At 70.0% G+C, this 22,160-nt stretch carries 21 protein-coding genes; 10 read left to right on the top strand and 11 right to left on the bottom strand.

Annotated elements, in window-relative coordinates:
- Positions 1–352 precede the first annotated feature (352 nt).
- From AC3IF3_RS16120 to AC3IF3_RS16105, 4 genes are all read right to left on the bottom strand, one after another.
- The gene (locus tag AC3IF3_RS16120) at positions 353–1,042 is read right to left on the bottom strand and encodes a metal ABC transporter permease (RefSeq protein ID WP_489229506.1); all 690 of its coding nucleotides are present in this window, start codon (positions 1,040–1,042) and stop codon (positions 353–355) included.
- A 112-nt stretch (positions 1,043–1,154) separates the two neighbouring features.
- Complete coding sequence (locus tag AC3IF3_RS16115) at positions 1,155–1,520, bottom strand: winged helix-turn-helix domain-containing protein (protein ID WP_489231317.1); 366 nt, start codon at positions 1,518–1,520, stop codon at positions 1,155–1,157.
- Positions 1,517–2,113: a HupE/UreJ family protein gene (locus AC3IF3_RS16110; RefSeq protein ID WP_489217216.1), complete on the bottom strand. Its 597-nt coding sequence runs from the start codon at positions 2,111–2,113 to the stop codon at positions 1,517–1,519. The genes AC3IF3_RS16115 and AC3IF3_RS16110 overlap by 4 nt, the downstream gene beginning before the upstream one ends.
- A gap of 70 nt (positions 2,114–2,183) precedes the next feature.
- A complete protein-coding gene (locus AC3IF3_RS16105) occupies positions 2,184–2,720 on the bottom strand; it encodes a pilus assembly protein PilZ (protein WP_489229505.1) in 537 nt (178 codons plus the stop codon).
- Between the two features lie 379 nt (positions 2,721–3,099).
- Here AC3IF3_RS16105 and AC3IF3_RS16100 point away from each other — a divergent pair, with 379 nt between their 5' ends.
- From AC3IF3_RS16100 to AC3IF3_RS16075, 6 genes are all read left to right on the top strand, one after another.
- The gene (locus AC3IF3_RS16100) at positions 3,100–4,587 is read left to right on the top strand and encodes an ABC transporter substrate-binding protein (protein WP_489217214.1); all 1,488 of its coding nucleotides are present in this window, start codon (positions 3,100–3,102) and stop codon (positions 4,585–4,587) included.
- Positions 4,587–5,531 carry an ABC transporter permease gene (locus AC3IF3_RS16095; RefSeq protein ID WP_489217213.1) on the top strand — a complete coding sequence of 315 codons (945 nt, stop codon included), beginning with the start codon at positions 4,587–4,589 and terminating at the stop codon, positions 5,529–5,531. The genes AC3IF3_RS16100 and AC3IF3_RS16095 overlap by 1 nt, the downstream gene beginning before the upstream one ends.
- Before the next feature lie 241 nt (positions 5,532–5,772).
- Complete coding sequence (locus AC3IF3_RS16090; RefSeq protein WP_489229504.1) at positions 5,773–6,687, top strand: ABC transporter permease; 915 nt, start codon at positions 5,773–5,775, stop codon at positions 6,685–6,687.
- Positions 6,684–7,700, top strand: coding sequence for an ABC transporter ATP-binding protein (locus tag AC3IF3_RS16085; RefSeq protein WP_243973641.1), 1,017 nt, complete (start codon positions 6,684–6,686; stop codon positions 7,698–7,700). The genes AC3IF3_RS16090 and AC3IF3_RS16085 overlap by 4 nt, the downstream gene beginning before the upstream one ends.
- Positions 7,697–8,620: an ABC transporter ATP-binding protein gene (locus tag AC3IF3_RS16080; protein ID WP_489229503.1), complete on the top strand. Its 924-nt coding sequence runs from the start codon at positions 7,697–7,699 to the stop codon at positions 8,618–8,620. Before AC3IF3_RS16085 ends, AC3IF3_RS16080 begins: the two co-directional genes overlap by 4 nt.
- A gap of 192 nt (positions 8,621–8,812) precedes the next feature.
- Complete coding sequence (locus AC3IF3_RS16075) at positions 8,813–10,414, top strand: gamma-glutamyltransferase family protein (protein ID WP_489229502.1); 1,602 nt, start codon at positions 8,813–8,815, stop codon at positions 10,412–10,414.
- 213 nt (positions 10,415–10,627) lie between these two features.
- Here the strand turns inward: AC3IF3_RS16075 and prfB are convergent.
- Positions 10,628–11,756 (bottom strand): peptide chain release factor 2 gene (gene prfB, locus AC3IF3_RS16070; RefSeq protein WP_489217209.1). Its coding sequence is split into 2 segments (ribosomal slippage): positions 10,628–11,686 and positions 11,688–11,756, totalling 1,128 coding nucleotides; the frame shifts between segments, so codons are not numbered across the junction.
- 196 nt (positions 11,757–11,952) lie between these two features.
- Between prfB and AC3IF3_RS16065 the strand changes: the two genes are divergently transcribed.
- Entirely contained in the window at positions 11,953–12,291 is a 339-nt protein-coding gene (locus tag AC3IF3_RS16065; protein ID WP_489229501.1) for a DUF3140 domain-containing protein, read from the top strand.
- A gap of 22 nt (positions 12,292–12,313) precedes the next feature.
- Here the strand turns inward: AC3IF3_RS16065 and AC3IF3_RS16060 are convergent, their stop codons facing one another.
- From AC3IF3_RS16060 to AC3IF3_RS16045, 4 genes are all read right to left on the bottom strand, one after another.
- On the bottom strand, positions 12,314–12,673 hold the full coding sequence (locus tag AC3IF3_RS16060) for a hypothetical protein (protein WP_489217207.1): 360 nt from the start codon (positions 12,671–12,673) through the stop codon (positions 12,314–12,316).
- 114 nt (positions 12,674–12,787) lie between these two features.
- On the bottom strand, positions 12,788–13,000 hold the full coding sequence (locus tag AC3IF3_RS16055; protein ID WP_243965142.1) for a hypothetical protein: 213 nt from the start codon (positions 12,998–13,000) through the stop codon (positions 12,788–12,790).
- Positions 13,001–13,134: 134 nt separating this feature from the next.
- On the bottom strand, positions 13,135–14,352 hold the full coding sequence (locus AC3IF3_RS16050; RefSeq protein ID WP_489229500.1) for an LL-diaminopimelate aminotransferase: 1,218 nt from the start codon (positions 14,350–14,352) through the stop codon (positions 13,135–13,137).
- 107 nt (positions 14,353–14,459) lie between these two features.
- Positions 14,460–14,738, bottom strand: a complete 279-nt coding sequence (locus AC3IF3_RS16045) for a hypothetical protein (protein ID WP_489229499.1) — start codon at positions 14,736–14,738, stop codon at positions 14,460–14,462.
- 329 nt (positions 14,739–15,067) lie between these two features.
- Between AC3IF3_RS16045 and AC3IF3_RS16040 the strand changes: the two genes are divergently transcribed.
- Complete coding sequence (locus AC3IF3_RS16040; protein ID WP_489231316.1) at positions 15,068–16,849, top strand: PHA/PHB synthase family protein; 1,782 nt, start codon at positions 15,068–15,070, stop codon at positions 16,847–16,849.
- Positions 16,850–16,904: 55 nt separating this feature from the next.
- Here AC3IF3_RS16040 and AC3IF3_RS16035 read toward each other — a convergent pair whose 3' ends face one another.
- The gene (locus tag AC3IF3_RS16035) at positions 16,905–18,218 is read right to left on the bottom strand and encodes an OmpP1/FadL family transporter (protein WP_243965149.1); all 1,314 of its coding nucleotides are present in this window, start codon (positions 18,216–18,218) and stop codon (positions 16,905–16,907) included.
- A gap of 408 nt (positions 18,219–18,626) precedes the next feature.
- Between AC3IF3_RS16035 and AC3IF3_RS16030 the strand changes: the two genes are divergently transcribed.
- Positions 18,627–19,511, top strand: coding sequence for a fumarylacetoacetate hydrolase family protein (locus AC3IF3_RS16030; RefSeq protein WP_243965150.1), 885 nt, complete (start codon positions 18,627–18,629; stop codon positions 19,509–19,511).
- A 62-nt stretch (positions 19,512–19,573) separates the two neighbouring features.
- Entirely contained in the window at positions 19,574–20,590 is a 1,017-nt protein-coding gene (gene bioB, locus AC3IF3_RS16025; protein WP_489229498.1) for a biotin synthase BioB, read from the top strand.
- A 4-nt stretch (positions 20,591–20,594) separates the two neighbouring features.
- On the opposite strand, the gene AC3IF3_RS16020 is transcribed toward bioB, so the two are convergent.
- Entirely contained in the window at positions 20,595–22,049 is a 1,455-nt protein-coding gene (locus tag AC3IF3_RS16020) for an ATP-binding protein (protein ID WP_489229497.1), read from the bottom strand.
- Between the last annotated feature and the right edge of the window lie 111 nt (positions 22,050–22,160).

Here is a 22,160-nt window from a genome sequence, read left to right as displayed (position 1 = left end):
CTAGCCGCACGTTTTGTAGAGTTGGGCCTGCGTCTTATCGGCAGGCTCCTGCGGGCTCTCGCTTGGCGATGCCCCCGTGCACCTTCACCATGTGCGAACGGGTTTCGGCCGGCAACGTGGATTCGTGTCTGCTCCGGCAGTTCCGAAGCGATGTTGCCGCCTGGCAACAATCTCGGGCGGCTTTGGCCATTATCCGGCCGGTATGGGCCAATTCGGCCGGGGTTTCCGGCGCGTTTTCGGACTCGAATAGCCGGGGGCCGGTATTCGCGAGTCGGCCGATTCGTAAGCGGTGCCCGCCGAAGCGGACGACGTCTGCGGGCACCGGTCTCGAACGTTCGGTTACATTGCCGGCTTACATCGGCGGCGTCAGACCGTCTTTGCCGACGGCGACCCGGCGGGCCGTCATGTGACCATCGTCCTCACGCGCGACCACGACGAATGCTTTGGCGCCCGGGGTGAGCGCCGACGCGTCGGCCGGCGCGAAGCTGACGACCGGGGCCTGGGGCGGAACCAGGATCTGGATGGACTGGCCCTTGCCGTAATCCACGGTCAGCGTCCGCTCCGCAGCGCCGCCACTGGCCGTCACGGTGCCGTTGGTCATCGCGCTCTTGACCCGCGGGGCGTCGGGCGCGGTCGCGCGGGCCTCGGTCGACACGGTGCCGTTGGTCATGGCGGTCTTCACCTTGGTGCCGCCGGCCGTGTGATCGGGGATCATGTCCCAGTCGTAATGACCCTCGCCGGTGCCGCGCATCGCCTCGGGGAACAGCACGACCTCCAAAGCCACCGGGGGCTCGCCCTTGGTGGCCGTGCCGATGAAGACGCCGTCCTTGATCTGGTCCAGATTGGCCGGGACGACCCAGGACACCCTGGCGTCGGGGGCCAGCATCATGGACTCGGACTTGCCGTCGAGGGTCTTCAGCGTGAAGCCGCCGTCCTTGACCGCCTCGATTGTCCCGCGCAGGCGCTCCACCTTCGGCGCGGCCTGGGCCCCGGCGACGGTGGCCATCAGGCCGGCCAGAACAAGAATCGGAAGTTTCGACATATTGGTTCCTCGCGCCACCGGAATCGGTGCGGCGCACGGGACCTGGGGCTGGGATCGCCCGCGTCAGCCCCGGCGAACCTGTGACATCGCGACGTCGTCCGCAGACGGGCGATCAGTCGGTGCGCCCGAGCCGGGCCAGGAACGGCGCGGCGGCCAGCGCAGCGGCCGCCTCGAGGGCGCGGTACTGGGCCACCACCTCCGTACCGAAGACCGAGAGCCGGGCGCCGCCGCCGGCCCGGCCGCCAATCTGGGCCTCGACGACCGGGCGGCCGAAGCCGTTATTCATCGCCTCAACCAGCAGCCACGCCCGCCGGTACGACATGCCCAGGGCCCGGCCGGCCCCCGAGATGGAGCCATGTTCGGCGATCATCTCCAGCAGCCGCACCTTGCCGGGCCCGAGCCGGTGACCCGGCTCGAGATCGATGCGGATGCTCAGCCGGGGCGCATGCCCCGCGGGCGTTGGATCCGTCGGGCTCAGACCGGCAGCGCCAGCAGCGCGACACCCGCCGCGGCGAGACCGACCCCGAGAACCGGCGCGGCGCGCGTTGCGCCGAACCGGGTGCCGGCGAGCCCGAGGCCGAGCCCGGCCGCGTGCAGCAGCGCGGTGGCGGCCAGGAAGCCGAGGCCGAACGAGAGGCCCGAAGCGGTTTCCGGCATCTCGGCCCCGTGCGCGTAGCCGTGGAACACCGCGAAGACCCCGACCAGGGCCGCGAGCAGCGCCACCGGCGCCCGCAGCCCGACGAGGGTGGCGAGGCCGAACACCACGAGGGACAGCGCGATCCCGGTCTCGGCATAGGGCAGCACCAAGCCGGCCATGCCGAGCCCCGCACCGACGCTCATCAGCGCCAGGAACGACAGGGGCAGCGCCCACAGCGCCCGTCCGCCACGCAGGGCCGCCAACAGCCCGACCGCGACCATCGCCAGGACGTGGTCGGCGCCCATCAGCGGGTGCAGGAACCCCGCCGCCGCACCGGTCGCCGCACCGTGGCCGGGATGGGCGAGCGCGGCCTGCGGCAGCAGCACGAGGGCGGCCGGGAGGGCGACGAGGGGAGCGGAGAGCAGGCGCTTCATGGGAGATCCTTCGCTATCCCGGGCAGATGTAGCGCCGTTCCGATCCCTCTGCGAGGGGCCAGAGCGACGCTCACAGGGTCATCGCCTCGTGGACGGCGTCCGGTTCGAAGGGTTCGAGGAAGGCGGCGCCGACGCCGTGCGTGAAATGCCGTTTGACGCAGGCGAGCTTCCGCCCGACCCGGATCGTGGTGCCGAGGGCCAGGAATCGATCCACCAGCAAGGCCACGCCGGAGGCCGAGACGTTGAGTACGTGTCCCGGAAAGGCGTTGCCGCCCTCCAGCGCGACCTCGACGATCTTCTGCCGCGGCACGATGCGGTCATGAACGCGGAGCGGCTCCGGACGGAGATCCTGGGCACGGGCCAGGGTCTCGAACTGGCCGGCCAAGTCCGCGAGCGCAGTCCGCCCGCCCCGGATCGAGCCGACGAATTCCTGGCCCGCCGTCCACTCTATGCGGACGTCGAGCAGGCCGACGTGGCGGATGCTGCAGGTCAGATCTTCGCCCGGTGCCAGATATTGTGCAGACCGGAATCGGATGCCCTCCACCGAGACGTCCGTGGTGATCGCGTAGAAATCCCGACGGCGCCGGTTCCAGCACAAGGCGGGCAAAATGACGAAATGCCGCCGACCCTGCATAACCCTCGACGCCGCGCCCAAGACATGACGCCGTTGTGCGATGGATCAGCCTACCGGGAAATTCAGGCGCTCGATAAAATTGTGTTTATCCCCGCCGCCCGCCGGTGAAACCTCCGGGAAAATTTCTGCGGCGAACCCCGCGAAATTTCTTCCGGGCACCGAGCGCCCGACCGTCCACGCGATCGGTTCGGAACCGCACGCGACCCTGAATACAAAATGCACCTTGACCGTGTGGCATGGATGCTGCCTTGGGATTGTGCATACCAGGGCAGGGTCGGACATGGCCCGCCGCCCTCACGGATCGGTCTCGGCCGGTCCCGCCCCGCCACACGCCTGTACCCGGACCGGTCCCATGGTGCGTCTCGCCGCCTGTCTCCTCGCCGGAATGATCCTCACCGGACCCGCGGCCGCGCAGACTCTGCGCTACGGCATGATGGAGGATCCGGACGCCCTCGACCCGACGCTCGCCCGCACCTTCGCGAGCCGGATGGTCTTCGCCGCCCTGTGCGACAAGCTCGTGGATATCGGGCCCGACCTGAAGCCGGTGCCGCAGCTCGCGACCGCCTGGGAACTCTCGCCCGATGAGAAGGCGCTGACCATGCACCTGCGCCCGGGGGTGCTGTTCCAGGACGGCGAGAGGCTCGACGCCGCGGCGGCCAAGTACTCCATCGAGCGCCACATGACGATGCCGGGCTCGCAGCGCCGCTCCGAGATCGCCCCGATCGCCTCCGTGGACGTGGTCGACGACCTGACGTTCCGCATCAACCTGAAGCAGCCCTTCGCGCCGTTGCTGGCGCAGTTCACCGACCGGGCCGGCATGATGGTCTCGCCGAAGGCCGCCGAGCGGCTCGGGGACAAGTTCGCGTCCGCGCCGGTCTGCGCGGGTCCGTACCGGTTCGTGGAGCGGGTGCCGCAGGACCGGATCGTGGTCGAGCGCTTCCCCGACTACTGGAACAAGGACGCGATCCAGATCCAGCGGATCGAGTTCCGGCCGATCCCCGACGCCACGGTGCGGCTGACCAACCTCCGCGCCGGGCAGCTCGACCTGTTGGAGCGGCTCGCCCCCACCGACGTTCCGCAGGTGAAGCGGGACGCCAAGCTGAAGCTCGACTCCACCACCGAACTCGGCTTCCAGGAGGTCCTGTTCAACCTCGGCAAGGCCGGCTCGCCGGTGGCCGACCCGAAGGTGCGTGCGGCCTTCGAAGCGGCGCTCGACCGCAACGCCATCAATCAGGTCGTCTATAACGGCGAGTTCCTGGCCGGGAACCAGTGGGTCAACCCGAAGAACCCGAACTACCTCGCCGCGTACCCGATCCCGAAGCGGGACGTCGCCAAAGCCAAGGCCCTGCTCGCCGAAGCCGGCAAGCCGAACCCGCAGATCACGCTCACCGTCTACGCCAACAGCGAGTCGCCCCAGGTGGGCCAAGTGATCCAGGCGATGACCAAGGAGGCGGGCTTCGACGTGAAGCTGCAGGCGGTGGACTTCACCACGGCCCTCGATGCCGCCGACAAGGGCAATTACGAGGCGCAGCTCTATTCCTGGAGCGGGCGCTCGGATCCGGACGGCAACACGTTCAGCTTCCTCGCCTGTAAGGCCGCGCTGAACTATCCCAAATACTGCAGCCCGGAGGCCGACGCGGCCCTTCAGGCCGAGCGCGGCACCGTCGATCCGGTGAAGCGCCAGGCCGCCTGGAAGGCGCTCGCCGATCAGGTCCTGAAGGACCGGCCGGGGATCTATATCCTGCACCGGAAGCTGCTCTGGGCCTACAGCCAGAAGCTCACGGGCTTCGTGCCCTATCCAGATGGGCTCGTGCGCTTCCCCGGCCTGAAGCTCAATTGATGCTGCGGTTTCTGGCCCGACGCCTCGCCCTGGCGGTCCCGACCCTGATCCTCGCCTCGATGATCATCTTCGCCCTCCAGCAATTGCTGCCGGGGGACGTCGCCACGGCTCTGACCGGCGAGGAGCGCGACCCGCAGGTGATCGCCTTCATCCGCGAGAAGTACCACCTCGATGCGCCGCTTCCGGTGCGCTACGGCTACTGGGCCGGGGGCGTGCTGCGGGGCGACCTCGGCGAGTCGATCCGCCTGCAGAAGCCGGTCTCCGAACTCATCGTCGAGAAGCTGCCGGTGACGCTCGAACTCGCGTGCCTGGCCATGCTGGTGGCGCTCGCCATCGGCGTGCCCATGGGGGTGCTCTCGGCGGTCAAACAGGGCCAGGCCGCCGACACGATCGCCAACGGGATCGCCCTCTGGGGCCTGTCGGTGCCGAATTTCTGGCTCGGGATCCTGCTGATCCTGCTGTTCTCGGTGGAACTCGGCTGGCTGCCGGCCTCGGGCTACGTCTCGCCCTTCGAGAGCTTGTCCGAGAACCTCGCCGCCATGGTGATGCCGGCCTTCGTGCTGGGCAACGCCATCGCGGCGGTGATGATGCGCCACACCCGGGCGGCGATGCTGGGCGTGCTCGGCTCCGATTACGTCCGCACCGCGCGCGCCAAGGGCGTCTCGCCGTTGCGGGTGACCCTGCGGCACGCGCTGCCCAACGCGGCGATCCCGATCATCACCCTGGGGGCGCTGGAATTCGGGCAGCTTCTGTCGGGGGCGGTGCTCACCGAGCAGGTTTTTTCCGTGCCGGGCTTCGGCAAGCTGATGGTCGACGCGGTGTTCAACCGGGACTTCGCCACCGTCCAGGGCGTCGTGATCTGCACCGCCGCCACCTACATCGCGCTCAACCTCGCCGCCGACCTGCTCTCCGCGGCCGTGAACCCGAAGCTGAGGCGGGCATGAGGGTCATGTTCAAGCGCACCGCCCTCCCTCCCCCCTTTGCGGGGGAGGGTGGCCCCCGAAGGGGGTCGGGAGAGGGGAACCCGGGTTCAGGAAGGGGCGCGACCTTCAGGCCGGGCACAGTCCTGTTCTGTACCGTCGCTCCCCTCTCCCGACCCGGCCTGACGGCCGGGCCGCCCTCCCCCGCAGAGGGGGGAGGGAGGGCGCGTGGGTCTAACGTCGCCGCCAACGTCCCGAGCGCCCGATGAGCACCGGCACCCCCATCGCCGGGACCACCGGCATCGCAGCGCCCACCGGCAACCCGGGCCTCGTCCAGGAACCCGGCACCATCACGGCCTTCTGGCGCCGCCTGCGCGCGCGCAGGAGCGCGATCGCGGGCCTCGTCATCGTCGGGCTGCTGATCCTGATGGCGGTCTTCGCCTCCTGGATCGCCCCCTACGACCCGACCGCCACCGACTGGGGCAACGTCCGCGGCGCGCCCAGCCTCGTGCATCCGTTCGGCGGCGACGAGGTCGGGCGCGATGTCCTCGCGCGAATCATCTACGGCGCCCGCGCCTCCCTCGGGGCGGGCCTCGTCTCGGTGGCGCTCGCGGTGTCCCTCGGACTGCCGCTCGGATTGCTCGCCGGCTATGCGGGCGGATGGATCGACGGGGCGATCTCCCGACTCACCGACGCGCTGCTGGCGATCCCGTTCCTGATCCTGGCGATCGCGCTGGCGGCCTTCCTCGGCCCGAGCCTCGTCAACGCCATGATCGCCATCGGCCTATCGGCGACCTCGACCTTCATCCGGCTGACCCGGGCGCAGGTGCGCGCGGTGGCGGCGGAGGAGTTCGTCGAGGCGGCGCGCGCCATGGGCAATCCGCCCTGGCGGATCGCGTTCGTCCACATCCTGCCCAACATCGTCCCGGCGGTCCTCGTCCAGGCGACGCTGACCATCGCGGCCGCCATCATCGCGGAGGCGAGCCTGTCGTTCCTCGGCCTCGGCCAGCAGCCGCCCGAGCCGTCCTGGGGGGCGATGCTCAACACCGCCAAGAACTTCATGGATCAGGCGCCCTGGATGGCGATCTGGCCCGGCCTCTCGATCTTCCTGGCCGTGCTCGCCTTCAACCTGTTCGGCGACGGGCTGCGCGACGCCCTCGACCCGAGGCAGCGGACATGACGAAGCCCCTCCTCGACGTCCGCGACCTCGCGGTCGCCTTCGACACCGACGGCGGCGCGGTCCACGCGGTCAACGGCGTGTCCTACACCCTGCAGGAGGGCGAGACGCTCGGGATCGTCGGCGAATCGGGCTCCGGCAAGAGCGTGCACGTGCTGGCCATGCTGGGGCTGATCCCGCGCCCGCCGGGCCGGATCACCGGCGGGCAGGTGCTGTTCGAGGGCCGCGACCTCCTCGCCCTGAAGGAGCGGGAACTCCGAAACATCCGCGGCGGCGCGATCGGCTTCGTATTCCAGGACCCGATGAGTTCCCTCAACCCCGGCATGAGCGTGGCGGCGCAGATCGTCGAGCCCCTGCGGATCCATCTCGGCCTCGACGCCCGCGCGGCCCGCGCCCGGGCAAAGGACCTGCTCGACCTCGTCCGCATCCCGAACGCGGCCGCGAGGCTCGACCAGTACCCGCACGAGTTCTCCGGGGGCCAGCGCCAGCGGGTGATGATCGCCATCGGGCTGAGCTGCCGCCCGAAGCTCCTGATCGCCGACGAGGCGACCACGGCGCTCGACGTCACCGTCCAGGCCGAGATCGTCGCCCTGGTGCAGGAGCTGAAGCGCGAGCTCGGCATGGCGATCATCTGGATCACCCACGACCTCGGCGTGGTGGCCGGCATCAGCGACACCGTGCAGGTGATGTATGCCGGCCGCATCCTGGAGCGCGGCCCGGTGGACGACATCTTCGCCGATCCCCGCAACGCCTACACGCTCGGGCTGCTGCGCTCCCTGCCGGACCTCTCCGGCGGCCGGGCCGGGCGGCGGCGCCTGCACCAGATCGAGGGGGCGCCCCCGGATATGCGCCACCCGCCGCCCGGCGATCCCTTCGCGCCGCGCAACGCCTACGCGACGCCCCGCTGCCGGGCCGAGATGCCGCCCCTGGCGCAGGCGCCCGGCGGGGCGCCGGGCCACCTCGTCGCCGCGTGGTACGACCTGCCGAAGATCCTGGCGCAGGAGGCGGCACGGTGAGCGCACCCCTCTATCCCGTCGTGTCGGTCCGGAACCTCACCAAGCACTATCCCCTGCGCTCCTGGTGGGGCGGCAAAGCCTCGGTGTTCCGCGCCGTCGAGGATGTCAGCTTCGACATCCGACCCGGCGAGACCCTGGGCCTCGTCGGCGAATCCGGCTCCGGCAAGTCGACGATCGGCCGGGCCGTGACGATGCTCAACCCGCCGACCTCCGGCACGATCGCGTTCGAGGGGACCGACCTCGCCAAGCTCCCGGCAGCGGCGATGCGGAAGATGCGCGCCCGGATGCAGACCGTGTTCCAGGACCCCTACGCGGCCCTCAACCCGCGGATGAGCGCCGGGGACTACGTCGCGGAGGCGTTCAAGCTGCACCGGCGGGACATGCGCAGGGCCGAACGGCGGGAGGCGGTCGCGGCTCTGTTCGAGCGGGTCGGGCTCGATCCGCGGTTCATGGGGCGCTACCCGCACCAGTTCTCGGGCGGCCAGCGCCAGCGCATCTGCATCGCCCGGGCGATCGCCCTCAAGCCGAGCTTCATCGTCGCCGACGAGCCGATCGCGGCGCTCGACGTCTCGATCCAGGCGCAGGTGGTGAACCTGCTCCAGGACCTGCAGGACGAGATGGGCCTGTCCTACCTGTTCATCTCCCACGACCTGCGGATGGTGCGCTACCTCTGCCACCGGGTGGCGGTGCTCTGGCGCGGGCGCATCGTCGAGCTGGCCGAGGCGGACGCCCTCTACGCGGATCCGCGCCATCCCTACACCCGCCGCCTGCTCGCCGCCGTGCCGGTGCCGAACCCGGCCGAGGAGCGCGCCCACCTCGCCGCCCGCGACCTCGGCGGCCACGACCAGCCGCCGGACGGGCCGCTCACCGAGGTGGCGCCGGGGCATTGGGTGGCTTTGCCGGAGGGGAGGCCCGCGTGACGGCCTTCACGGCCTCCCCCTATCTCCACCTCATCCTGAGGCGCGAGCGCAGCGAGCCTCGAAGGAGGGCTCCAGCCAGCCGCGCGATCCCTGGAGGGCTCCTTCGAGGCCTCCGCTTCGCTCCGGCGCCTCAGGATGAGGTCGCGTTTCGGATCCGCAGACTCTGAACCGTTCAGCACAGCAGGACATCCCGTGAGAGACTTCTCCGCCCCCGGCCGCTCCCCGGTCTACGCCGCCAACGCCGCCGTCGCGACCTCGCATCCGCTCGCGACGCTCGCCGCCATCGAGGTGCTGCGCGCGGGCGGCAACGCCGTCGATGCCGGCATCGCGGCGGTGGCCGTGCAATGCGTGGTCGACCCGCTGATGACCGGCATCGGCGGCGACTGCTTCGCCCTCTACGCACCCGCCGGGGCCACGACGCCGATCGCGCTGGACGGCTCGGGCCGGGCGCCGGCGGCCGCGACGCCCGACTGGTACGCCGAGCACGGCGTCGCCATCACCCCGACCTCGCCGCACGCCGTCACGGTGCCGGGCGCGGTGGGGGCCTGGGACCTGCTGGTCCGCGAGCACGGCACCCGGTCGCTGGGCGAATTGCTCCAGCCGGCGATCCGTTACGCGGAGGACGGGTTCGTGGTCCAGCAGCGGGTCGGCTGGGACTGGCAGCGCTGCGTGCCCCGGGTCGCGTCCGACCCCCACGCCGCCGCGACCTACCTGCCCGGCGGCGAGGCTCCGGCCATCGGCAGCGTGATCCGCCTGCCCAAGCTCGCCGCCACCCTCCGGCGCATCGCCGAGGGCGGGCCGCGCGGCTTCTATGCAGGACCCGTCGCCCAGGATATGGTGAGCCGGCTCAACGAGCTCGGCGGCCTGCACACGCTCGACGACTTCGCCGCCGCCCGGCCCGACGTGGTCGTGCCGGTCTCGACGCGCTATCGGGGCTACGACGTCTACGAATGCCCGCCCGCCGGCCAGGGTCTGGCCGCGCTGATGATGCTCAACGTGCTGTCGCATTACGACGTCGGCGCCCTGTCGGAGCTCGACCGGCTCCACCTCTTCGCCGAGGTGTGCAAGCAGGGCTATCACCACCGGGACGTGCTGTTCGGCGACGCCGCCCTCGCCAACGTGCCGGTAGAGCACCTGCTCTCCGACGCCTGGAAGGCCGCCGCCCACGGGGCGATCGACATGGGCCGGGCGCAGGCGCCGGTGATTTACCCCGAGATCGCCCGGGAGATGGAAGAAGGCCGCGCCCACAAGGATACGGTCTACCTCTGTGTGGTCGACCGGGACGGCAATGCGCTCTCGCTGATCAACTCGATCTTCCAGGGCTTCGGGTCCGGCATCCTGGCCCCCGAGAGCGGCGTGCTGCTGCACAACCGGGGCCTGTCCTTCCGCACGGAGGGCGGGCACCCGAACAGCGTCGGCCCGGGCAAGCGGCCGATGCACACGATCATCCCCGGCATGCTGATGAAGGACGGACAGGCGGTCGCGCCGTTCGGCGTCATGGGCGGCCATTACCAGGCCATGGGCCATGTCGAACTGCTCTCCGGCATCCTCGACCGCGGCCTCGACGTCCAGGCGGCCCTCGATGCCCCGCGCAGCTTCGCCTACGGCGGCAGCCTGGAGGTGGAAGGCGGGGTCCCCGATGCCGTGATGGCGGGACTGGTCGCGCGCGGCCACGCGGCGATCCGCGCGCCCCTGCCACTCGGCGGCGGCCAGATCATCTGGATCGACCGCAAGGCCGGGACGCTGACGGCCGGCTCGGACCCGCGGAAGGACGGGGCGGCGCTGGGGTATTGAGGGGCGCTTCGCCCTCCCTCCCCCCTCTGCGGGGGAGGGTGGCCCCTGCGTCAGCAGGGGTCGGGAGAGGGGAACCCGGCTTCAGGACGGGACGCTACCTTCACACCGAACAGAGTTTCGTTCTGCACCGTCGCTCCCCTCTCCCGACCCGCTCCGCGGGCCACCCTCCCCCGCAAAGGGGGGAGGGAAATCCTGCGGAGCCGGCAGCCCGCCTCAGTCGATGTCGTCGACCACGTCGGCGCCGCCATAGAGCCGCTGGGCGAGCGACGCCTCCATGAACGGATCGAGATCGCCGTCGAGCACCTCGTCCGGATCCGTCGACTGGGTGCCGGTGCGCAGGTCCTTCACCAGCTGGTACGGCTGCAGGACGTAGGATCGGATCTGGTGGCCCCAGCCGATATCGGTCTTCGACGCGGCCTCGGCGTTGGCCTTCTCTTCGCGCTTCTTCAGCTCAGCCTCGTAGAGGCGGGCGCGCAGCATGTTCCAGGCGGTCGCTCGGTTCTTGTGCTGCGAACGCTCCTGCTGGCAGGCCACCACGATCCCGGTGGGATTGTGGGTGATGCGCACCGCCGAATCCGTGGTGTTGACGTGCTGGCCGCCGGCGCCGGACGACCGGTAGGTGTCGATCCGGCAGTCGGATTCCTTGATCTCGATCTCGATCCGGTCGTCGATCACCGGATAGACCCAGACGCTGGCGAAGCTGGTGTGCCGCCGGGCACTCGAATCGTAGGGCGAGATCCGCACCAGCCGGTGCACGCCCGACTCGGTCTTGAGCCAGCCATAGGCGTTGTGGCCCTTGATCAGGAGCGTCGCGCCCTTGATCCCGGCCTCTTCGCCGTCGGTCATCTCGACGACATCGACCTTGTACTTCCGGCGCTCGGCCCAGCGCGCATACATGCGCTGGAGCATGTTGGCCCAGTCCTGGCTCTCGGTGCCGCCGGCCCCGGCATGGACTTCGAGATAGGTGTCGAACCCGTCGGCCTCGCCGGACAGCAGGGTCTCGACCTGCCGGCTCGCGGCCTCCTTCTCGACCGCCAGGATCGACGCCTCGCCCTCGCGGATCGAGGATTCGTCGCCCTCCATCTCGCCGAGTTCGATCAGGGTGGCGCCGTCCTCGAGGTCGCGCTCCAGCTTCTTGATCGCCGTGACCGCCTCGTCGAGCTGCTGGCGCTCGCGCATCACAGTCTGGGCGGCCTCGGCATCGTTCCAGAGGTCGGGGTTCTCGGAGGCTGCGTTCAGCTCCGCGAGGCGTTTATCGACTGTATCCCAGTCAAAGATGCCTCCTCAGCAGTCCTATAGACTGCTTGGCGGCATCCGAGGCTTGCTCGATCTCGGCGCGCATCTGGTTTTTCGGGGGTGGGGTGTGGGAAAGGGGTTCTGTATCGGGCCGGGGTGATACCCCCCGGGGACCAGCCTGTAAACGCCGCCCCGCCGCCGCGGCCTCTTCCCGTGCGGCGCCCGACCGCAGGGATGCGCGCGAGCCGGTCCGCCCCGGGCGCGTTGTCGGGCACGAACGGCATCCGAGCGGAGGTCCGCGAATGGCGGAGGACGATCACGCAACGACGTGGAAGGACTTCAACGAAGCCGTCAACATGACGCCGGCGGCGCTGAGGAAGCATCTCGACAGCGACGGCAGCAAGGAGGTCGGCCAGAAGAAGGACGGCGATGAATCGACCGGCCACGCGATGGGCCGGCGTATCCTGGCCATCAAGGACAAGAAGAAGGCGGACCTGACGAGCGACGACTACGCTGCCATGGGCAAGGTCGTGAGCTACGTCCACCGCCATCTCAAGCAGGGCGGTGCGGCCCGCAAGGACCCGGACTCACCCTGGCAGATGTCGCTGATGAACTGGGGCCACGATCCGCACAAGGATTGAGGCCCCGGAGAGTCAGGATGGCTCAGTAGCGCGGCGGCACGGTGTAGGACGGGGCGATCACGTATTCCTTCGGCCGCTTGCGCGCGCCGAACCGGCTTTCGGTGATCTGGTCGTTAAAGTAGTCGAACCCGGTGTAGCCGAAGCCGCCGCCATTCATCACCTCGGCCACGGGAACCGGCGGCACGGCGAGATCGGAGCGCCCCGGCGGCACGACACCCTGGCAGCAGGTCTCGGCCTGAAGGACGGTCGGGCCATCCGGGGCCGTGAACACGTAAGCGCGCGGCCGGTACGGCGCCGGCGCGTAGGCGGCGTCGGCGGCGGAGGCACCCTGCCCCGTCACGAGGGCCAGCAATCCGGCGGCGATCAGGGTCTTGGTGCTCACGCGGTGCTCCGTCACGGGGCCGGTCGGACCGGCAGGTTTCCTGCAGTCTAGCGGATCGCCAGCGGATTGTCCGGCCCGTCCGAGCGGACCGGTTACCGAAATGCCGTTCGCGGATCAGCCGCGGGCGCGCAGGACAACCTGCGGGCTCGCCGGCACCGGGCGGCAATCCGAGATGAAGGCGTTGACCGGCAACGGCTTCGAGTCGCAGGCATAGACGTCCGTGGGGCCCGGCGCCGGGATCGGATCCCGGGCGATGATCGGGTTCGGCGCGCAGGCCGAGGCCGCGGCGGCGAGCAGCAGGGCGGCGATCAGGTTCAGGCGGCGCATGCGGCACTCGGGACGCGGGAAAACCCCCGTCCCTGACCCTGGCCATCGCGGTCCGCCCTGACAAGCGCCGGAGTGGGCCGACGGTGCCTTTGGCGGAGCCTGTCGCCCCGCGGCAACAACTTCAGCCGGTCCGATTACCCGGCGCGGGCCATCGGCACGACGTTGTGCAGGGTTTTGTCGGTGCCGTCGAAGAACCGGCGGACGTTGCGCGCCGCCTGGCGGATCCGCTGCTCGTTCTCCACCAGGGCGATGCGCACGTACCCGTCGCCGAACTCGCCGAAGCCGATGCCGGGCGCCACCGCCACGTCGGACTTCTCCAGCAGAAGTTTCGAGAATTCGAGGCTGCCCATCTCCCGGTAGCGCTCGGGGATCGGCACCCAGGCGAACATGGAGGCTGCCGGCGCCGGAATGGTCCAGCCGGCCTTGCCGAAGGATTCCACCAGGGCGTCGCGCCGCTTCCTGTAGATGCCGCGCATCTCGTGGATGCAATCATCCGGCCCGTTGAGGGCCGCGGTCGCGGCGACCTGGATCGGCGTGAAGGCGCCGTAATCGAGGTAGGACTTCACCCGGGTCAGCGCCGAAAGCAGGCGCTCGTTGCCCACCGCGAAGCCCATGCGCCAGCCGGCCATGGAGTAAGTCTTCGACAGGGAGGTGAACTCCACCGTGCAGTCGATGGCGCCCGGCACCTGGAGGACCGAGGGCGGCGGGTTGTCGTCGAAATAGACCTCGGCATAGGCGAGATCCGACAGCAGGATCAGCTCGTGCTGCTTCGCGAAGGTCACGAGGTCCCGGTAGAAGTCGAGGCTCGCCACGTAGGCGGTCGGGTTCGACGGGTAACAGACCACAAGGGCGACGGGCTTCGGGATCGAGTGGCGCATGGCCCGCTCGAGGGCCGGAAACATCTCAGGGGTCGGCTCGGCCGGCACGGAGCGGATCACCCCACCGGCCATCAGGAAGCCGAAGGCGTGGATCGGGTAGCTCGGGTTCGGCACCAGCACGACATCACCCGGGGCGGTGATCGCCTGAGCCATGTTGGCGAAGCCCTCCTTGGAGCCGAGCGTCGCCACCACCTGCGTTTCGGGATTGAGGCTCACGCCGAACCGGCGCTGATAATAGCCGGCCTGCGCCTTGCGCAGCCCCGCGATGCCCTTGGAGGCCGAGTAGCGGTCGGTGCGCGGGCGCCCGGCGGTCTCGCACAGCTTGGCGATGACGTGCTTCGGAGCGTCGAGATCCGGATTGCCCATGCCGAGATCGATGATGTCGGCGCCCTGCGCCCGGGCGGCGGCCTTGATCCGGTTGACCTGCTCGAAGACGTAGGGGGGCAGTCGCTTGATGCGGTGGAAGTCGGTCATCGGCGTGTCCATCGGCGCGTCCCGAATCTGGCGTCTTTCGTAAGCCGGTCGCGCGAACCATCTGCTGTAGCAGACTTGCACGTCGCCGCCGACCCACAAAAGCGTGGCTATTGCGGGGGCGCCGGGGCCGGCTTGATCGTCGCGGCGGCGCCCTGACCGGCGCTCGCTGCCGCACGGCCGCGGGCCTCGTTGCGGCCGCGGGCGCCCTCGAGCTCCGCCTCAAGGGCCTTCTGCCCGGTGACGGTTTTTGGCCGGATCGGGCGTTTGGGCGCGTCGACGCCCACCGGCATGTAATCCTGCGTGTCCTTGTTGCGGGATCCGGTCACGAAGTCCGGTGCCGCCACGACCCGCGGCCCGTATCCCGCATCGGTTGCCAGCGTGCGCACGGCGTCCCCCGAGCAGCCGGCGAGCGGCCCCGCCAGGAGGGCGAGAATCGCCGCGCGGGCGAATCCGGGGCGGCAAGCCCGGACGTCACTGTTCGAAAAGGCACGATCCATAGTCACACGGCCATGAGACGAGGAATAGGCATGAGAAGATCGGCCGGATGTCTCGGTCACGTTCCGGGGCGGGGTGGCGAAATCCCCGGTGCGTTCCTTATTTTAACGAAAACGTGGCCCGCGCGACAGGGTCGACAGCCCATATCAGGGAGGTACGCGTGACGAGCCCGCAGGCGCCGGACCAGACTGCTCCGCCGAAGCCGGCCCCCAACGGCGCGATGCCGGACGGGACGACCGCGCCGATGCCGGATTTCGAGGCCTTGTCCCGCAATGCCGGACAGTTCGTCGAGGCGATGGGCCGCAACGTCGCCAAGCTGCTCGGCCCCGACGGGCAGCCGGGCACATCCGGCAGCGAGCTGAACGAGGCGGCGAAGGTCCTCGGGCAGGTCGCCGAGTCGTGGCTCGCCGATCCGAGCCGCAGCGCCGAGGCCCAGACCCGCCTCTCGCAGGCCTTCCTGTCGCTGTGGGGGTCCACCTATCTGCGCCTGCAGGGCCAGCCGGCCGATCCGGTGGCGCTGCCGGAGCCCCGGGACGGCCGCTTCGCCCACACGGAATGGTCGACCAACCCGTATTTCGACTTCATCAAGCAGGCCTACCTCCTCGCCACCCGCTGGGCCGAGGGCCTCGTGGACGAGGCCGAGGGGCTCGACGCGCATACGCGCCACAAGGCGCAGTTCTACCTGCGCCAGTTCACCAGCATGCTCTCCCCCTCGAACTTCCTGCCGACCAACCCGGAATTGATCCGCCACACCCTGCAGGAGAACGGCGCCAATCTCGTCCGCGGCCTCAAGATGTACGAGGAGGATCTGGCGGCCGGCGGCGGCCAGCTGCGCGTGCGCCAGACCGACCCAAGCGGGTTCGAGGTCGGCCGCAACGTGGCGGTCACCCCCGGGGAGGTGGTGTTCCGCAACGACCTGATCGAGCTGATCCAGTATGCGCCCACCACCGAGACGGTGCTCCGGCGCCCGTTCCTGATGGTCCCGCCCTGGATCAACAAGTTCTACATCCTCGACCTCAACCCTCAGAAGAGCTTCCTCAAGTGGATGGTCGACCAGGGCCTGACGGTCTTCTGTATCTCCTGGGTGAATCCGGACGCGCGCCACGCCGACAAGGACTTCGAATCCTACATGCGCGAGGGGATCGAGGCGGCCATCGACGCGATCGGGGTCTCGACGGGCGAGAGCGCGGTCACGGCCGCGGGCTACTGCGTCGGCGGCACGCTGCTGTCCGTGACGCTCGCCATGCAGGCGGCCACTGGCAACCGGCGGATTAAGAGCGCGACGCTGCTGACCACCCAGGTCGATTTCACCCATGCCGGCGACCTGAAGGTGTTCGCCGACGAGGACCAGATCCGACTGATCGAGGCGCAGATGTCCGAGCGCGGCTACCTGGAAGGCGCCCGGATGGCCAACGCGTTCAATATGCTGCGGCCGAACGACCTGATCTGGTCTTACGTCGTGAACAACTACATCAAGGGCAAGGCACCCTCGGCCTTCGACCTGCTGTACTGGAATTCCGACGCCACCCGGATGCCGGCGGCCAACCATTCCTTCTATCTGCGCAACTGCTACCTCGACAACACCCTGGCGCAGGGCCGGATGGTGCTCGGCAACGTCCGCCTCGACCTCGAGAAGGTGCAGGTCCCGATCTTCAACCTCGCCACCCGCGAGGACCACATCGCCCCGGCGATCTCGGTGTTCGAGGGCTCGAAGATTTTTGGCGGCAAGGTCGATTTCGTGCTCGCGGGTTCGGGCCATATCGCCGGCGTGATCAACCACCCATCGAAGCCGAAATACGGCTACTGGACCGGCGGCCCGGTCCGGGGGACGCTGGAATCGTGGATCACCGCGGCGGTCGAGACCAAGGGTTCGTGGTGGCCCTATTGGTTCCAGTGGATCGAGGCGCAGGCGCCCGAACGGGTGCCGGCCCGGAAGCCCGGGGGCGACGCGCTGCCGTCGCTGGGACCGGCGCCCGGAACCTACGTGCGGATGCGCGCCTGAGGCGCATCCGCCCGCGCAGGGTGTCCCCCGGTCACGGGCGTCCCGCGGGCTCGCCTCAGTACTTGCGCACCAGCGGCGCCGGGGCCGGGGCCGGCGGAGCGCCGAACACGTAGCGGAAACCGACCGAGACGATGTCGGCGCTCGAGTCGACCACGCCCGCGAAGGCGATGTTGGCGACGTTGTAGTCGCGCCCGAGGCCGGCGAGGATCCGCGACCGATTCAGGAAGAAGTGCGAGTAGGCGACGTTCAGGGTCAGCTGCTGGCTCCAGCGATAGCTGGCGCCGACCGAGACGTTGTAGCGGTCGCCGTCGGGCAGGCGCACCGAGCGGTTCGAGAAGTCGATCGGCGAGCTTTCGTAGGCGAAGCCGGTCCGCAGCGTCAGGTTCGGCGCCGCATCGTACTCGGCGCCGATCGAATAGGTGTAGCCGTCCTTATAGTTGAGCGGCAGGGAATTCACCGGCAGTCCGAGCGTCTTCGACACGATGCCGATGTTGCCGAGCCTCGACCAATTGTCCCACTCGAAGCCGAGATCCACCCGCGCCACCGGCGAGAGCGCCTGGGTGAGGCCGACACTCACCTTGTCGGGCGTGTTCAGCTTCGAGCGGACCTGCCCGGCCAGCGGCGCCAGGGCGAGCAGCGGCACGCCGATCGAACCGTCGATCTCGTGATGCACGGAGGAGCGGTAGCCGATGCCCAGCACGGTCCCGTCGCGGGGCGTCAGCGTGGCGCCCGCGGTGAAGCCCGCGCCCCAGGACTCGCCCTTGAGGAAGGAGCTCGGATAGACGGTCGGCTGGAGGCCGGGGATCGGCAGCGCCTGCCGCAGGGTCAGGCGGAAATACTCGATGTTCGGGCCGGCCGCAAGCGAGAGCCACTCGTTGACCTTGAAGCCGATGACCGGGTTGATCGCCAGGGAGAAGATCCGGGACGAGCGCCCGTAGACTTCGCCGGCCCAGACCTGCCGCGGCTTGGTCACCAGGCCGAAGGGGGCGCCGGTGGAGAGGCCGAGCCAGAGGCGGTCGTTGAGCTGATAGGAGGTCGCCCCCGCCGGCACCACGGCGCCCTGGCCGATATCGCCGGAGCCGCCGAGGCGCGCGAAGCCGGGATTGGTGCCCGGCGCGGGACGGATCTCGGAGGAGAGGCCGATATAGGTGAAGTTCTGCTCCGCGACGAAGCCGGGATTCATCGTGATGGTCGCGGGATTCCAGAAGATCGACGAGACGCCGCCCGATCCCGCCGCCGCACCCGCGAAGGCGAGCCCCTGCGCCTCGGTACTCTGCTCCCGGATGCCGAACGCCCCCGCACGCGCCGCCCCGGCGCCGAGGATCATCGCTGTCGCCGCGAGCAACGCCGCGCGCACCGTCCCGCCCATCTTCTCCCCCAACGCTCGACCCGGCGCCGTCGATTGACCACGACTCGTGATGCGGCACCATTTCAGGCATCGTGCCGGTTCGCCGCACAGATTCGCAATGCCGATCGGCATTTCCCGCGCAAAGACGAAGTTCAATGGAAAGCCCGCACGAGATCCATCTGTCCTGAGCGCATCCCTGCGACGGTGGAATTTTATCATCCGACGTCTGTATTCGCAGGGTCGACCGCGCCCATGAATAATATGTCCTTAAACGGGCATATATGCACTTTCCCGCCGATATGTTGCCATAATGCGACATCGGCTTCGATCCGCGGCGTCGCCGATCACGCTTGCGCCAGGACCGGGGCCCGGCCATGGTCCCGCCAACCGGCGCAGACCGGTTCCAGGGTAAGGATCAGGAGCGCGGCGATGAAGCTCTTCCGGCACGGCCCGAGCGGCGACGAGAAGCCCGGCCTCGTGGACGCGAACGGAGGCTTGCGCGACCTTTCGAGCATCGTGCGCGACATCGCCGGACCGGCGCTCGGGCCCGACTCGCTGGCGCGGCTGCGCGCCCTGGATCCCGAGACCCTGCCGAAGCTGCCGCCGGACGTGCGCCTCGGTCCCTGCGTCGGCGGCACCCGCAACGTGGTGGCGATCGGCCTCAACTTCGCCGACCACGCCGCCGAAACCGGCTCACCGATCCCTTCTGAGCCGATCATCTTCAACAAGGCGCCGTCCAGCCTGTGCGGGCCGAACGACACCGTGATCATCCCCAAGGGCTCGTCCAGCACCGACTGGGAGGTGGAGCTCGCGGTGGTGATCGGCCGGCACGCCAGCTACGTCCACGCCAACGAGGCGCTGAGCTACGTGGCGGGGGCCTGCATCTGCAACGACGTCTCGGAGCGCGAGTGGCAGATGAACCGCGGGCCCACCTGGACCAAGGGCAAGAGCGCGCCGACCTTCGGGCCGCTGGGCCCCTGGCTGGTGACGCTCGACGAGATCCCCGACCTGAAGACCCTCGCCATGAGCCTCGACGTGAACGGCGAGCGCCGCCAGACCGGCTCGACGGCGACGATGATCTTCGACGTGCCCCAGCTCGTCGCCTACGCGTCGCACTTCATGCTGCTCGAGCCCGGCGACGTGATCACAACCGGCACCCCGCCCGGGGTCGGCCTCGGCATGAAGCCGCCGCGCTACCTGAAGGCCGGCGACGAGATGGTCCTCCGGATCGAGCGCCTCGGCGAGCAGCGCCAAAGGGTGATCGCCTTCGACGACTGGACCGCCAAGGTCTCGGCCGGCGAGCCGACGGACTGAGCGGACACGCTTCGGCCGCCCGGACGCTTGATTTCTGGCCGCCGATCCGGCTCAAACGCAGGATGAGCGCAACGTCCCTCCCCGCTTCCCCGCAAGACGCGTCCGGCCCGATCCGCCATGATTGGAGCCTGACGGAGATCCGGGCGATCCACGACCTGCCGCTGCTCGATCTCGTGCATCGGGCCGCCACGGTCCACCGGGCGCACAACGATCCGGCCGATGTTCAAAGGGCGAGCCTGCTCTCGATCAAGACCGGTGGCTGCCCCGAGGATTGTGGCTACTGCTCGCAATCGGCCCACCACAAGGAGACCGGCCTCGCGCGCCAGCGCCTGATGCCGGTGGACACGGTGCTGGCCGAGGCCGCCGCCGCCAAGGCCGCCGGCGCCACGCGCTTCTGCATGGGCGCGGCCTGGCGCAGCCCCAAGGACGGGCCCGATTTCGACGCCGTGCTCACCATGGTCCGGGGCGTGCGGGGCCTCGGGATGGAGGCCTGCGTGACCCTCGGCATGCTGACGGCGAGCCAGGCCGAGCGCCTCGCGGAGGCCGGGCTCACGGCCTACAACCACAACCTCGATACCGGGCCGGGCTATTACGACAAGATCGTCTCGACCCGGACCTATGAGGACCGGCTGGACACGCTGGAGCGGGTCCGGGCGGCCGGGATCGGCGTCTGCTGCGGCGGCATCATCGGCCTCGGCGAGGGGGTCGGCGACCGCGTGGCGATGCTGCAGGTTCTGGCCAACCACGCGCCCCATCCCGAGAGCGTGCCGATCAACGCCCTGGCCGCCGTCGCAGGAACGCCGCTGGGCGACACCGCCGCGGCGATCGACCCGTTCGACATGGTGCGGATGTGCGCCACCGCGCGCATCGTGATGCCCCGGGCGCGGGTCCGGCTCAGCGCGGGCCGCCGGGCGCTCAGCCGCGAGGCCCAGGCCCTGTGCTTCCTCGCCGGGGCGAACTCGATCTTCTACGGCGAGCGGCTGCTCACCACGGCCAACAACGAGGCGGATGCGGATGCGGCCCTGCTGGCCGATCTCGGCATCCGCGTCGCCGAGCCGGTTCTCGCCGCGGCGGAATAGGGCCTCAGCCCTCCGGCAGCACGATCCGGAACCGCGCCCCGCCCTCGCAGGTGTCGAGGGTCAGCGCGCCGCCATTGATGCCGATCAGTTCGGCGGCGATCGGCAGGCCGAGCCCGGTGCCGCCGGAGCGCGTCGAGCCGGCGAACGGGGCGAACAGGTTCTCCCGCGCGCGCGCCGGCAGGCCGGGGCCGTTGTCGGCGACCCAGATGGTCACCCGGCCCGGCTCCTCGCGCACGGCCGCGACCTGCACTGCGGCCTCCGCGACCTTCGCCCCGTCCAGCGCCTGCACGGCGTTGCGCACGAGATTGGCGAGGGCCCGGCCGAGCTGCTCCGGATCGGCCAGGACGGACAGGTCGTCCGCCGCCACCCGCACCGCCACGGGGTGGGTCGAGAGCGCGGCGAGGTCCGGAAGCTCCGAGAAGATCGGCGCCAGCTTCGTGCTGGCCAGGCGCGGCGCCCGCTCGGTGACCCGGCCATAGGCCAGGGTCGCCTCGCAGAACCGGATCGCCCGGGCCAGGGTCCCCACGAGCCGCGGGGCGACGCGCTGGACCGTCGGATCCGCGGTGCCCTCCAGGCGGTCGCCCAGGAGTTGCGCTCCGGTGAGCAGATTGCGCAGCTCATGGCTGATCTTGCTCACCGCGAGCCCCAGCTCGGCCAGCCGCCGCTTCTGGCGAAGCTGGTCGGCGAGGCTGCGCTGCATCCGCCCCAGCGCCAGCTCGGCCTGGCCGATCTCGTCGCTGCGGCGGGACGGCGCGATGATCCGGCCGGCATCCTCCGGATCGTCCGCGAAGGCCGTGATGCTGGTGACGAGCCGCCGGACCGGGCGCACGATCAGGACCTGCAGGACCACGAAGACGAGGCCCGCCGCCGAGGCCGCGATGATCAGCGAGGAGACCAGCAGGCGCAGGGCGTAGTCGACCATCGCGGCCCGCAGCGGTGCCTCGTCGAGGAGGATCTCGACCCGGTCGAAGCCGATACCGCCCTCCCCGACCACGCGGATCGGCTCGCGCATCGGGGCGACGAGGGTGCGCCAGGCGCCGCGGACCGCCGAAAAAGCCGTGACGTCGCGTAAATCGACGGTGTCGGCGACCCGTTCCGGCACCGGCTCGATGGCGAGCAGGCGCTGCGTGCCGCCGCCGCGGACCGCGATGGCCCGGGCGTTGACCCCCGCGAGCAGCCGGCTCTCCAGCGCCTCCGAGACCGGCTCGGCCGTCCGGCCGTCCAGGACGAGGGCGGCGACCTGAGCCGCCGCCAGACGGTCGGACATCCACTCGATCCGGTAATTGGCCACCGCCGGCACGTAGGTCAGCACCTCGGCCGCCACCACGAAGGCGACGGTGACGAGGAACAGCCGGCCGGACAGGCCGAGGCGCAGCCGCCGCCGCTCGGGCCCATCGCGGGTCGGCGCGGCAACCGGCAGGGCGGGAGCCGCGACGGTGGTGTCGGAATCAGCGGCCATGCCGGTCACGCTCCGCGCTTGCATCGCGGATCGGGATCGGCGGGGTGGAGGGTGCAGATGCTCGAGCCGGGTCCGGCCTTCGCGGGAGACATGTTCGCAAGCCACAGTTTT

Source organism: Methylobacterium sp. J-118 (genome assembly GCF_057836565.1).
Note: the sequence above shows the minus strand (reverse complement) of the source record. Positions and strands in the feature narration are given on the sequence as shown.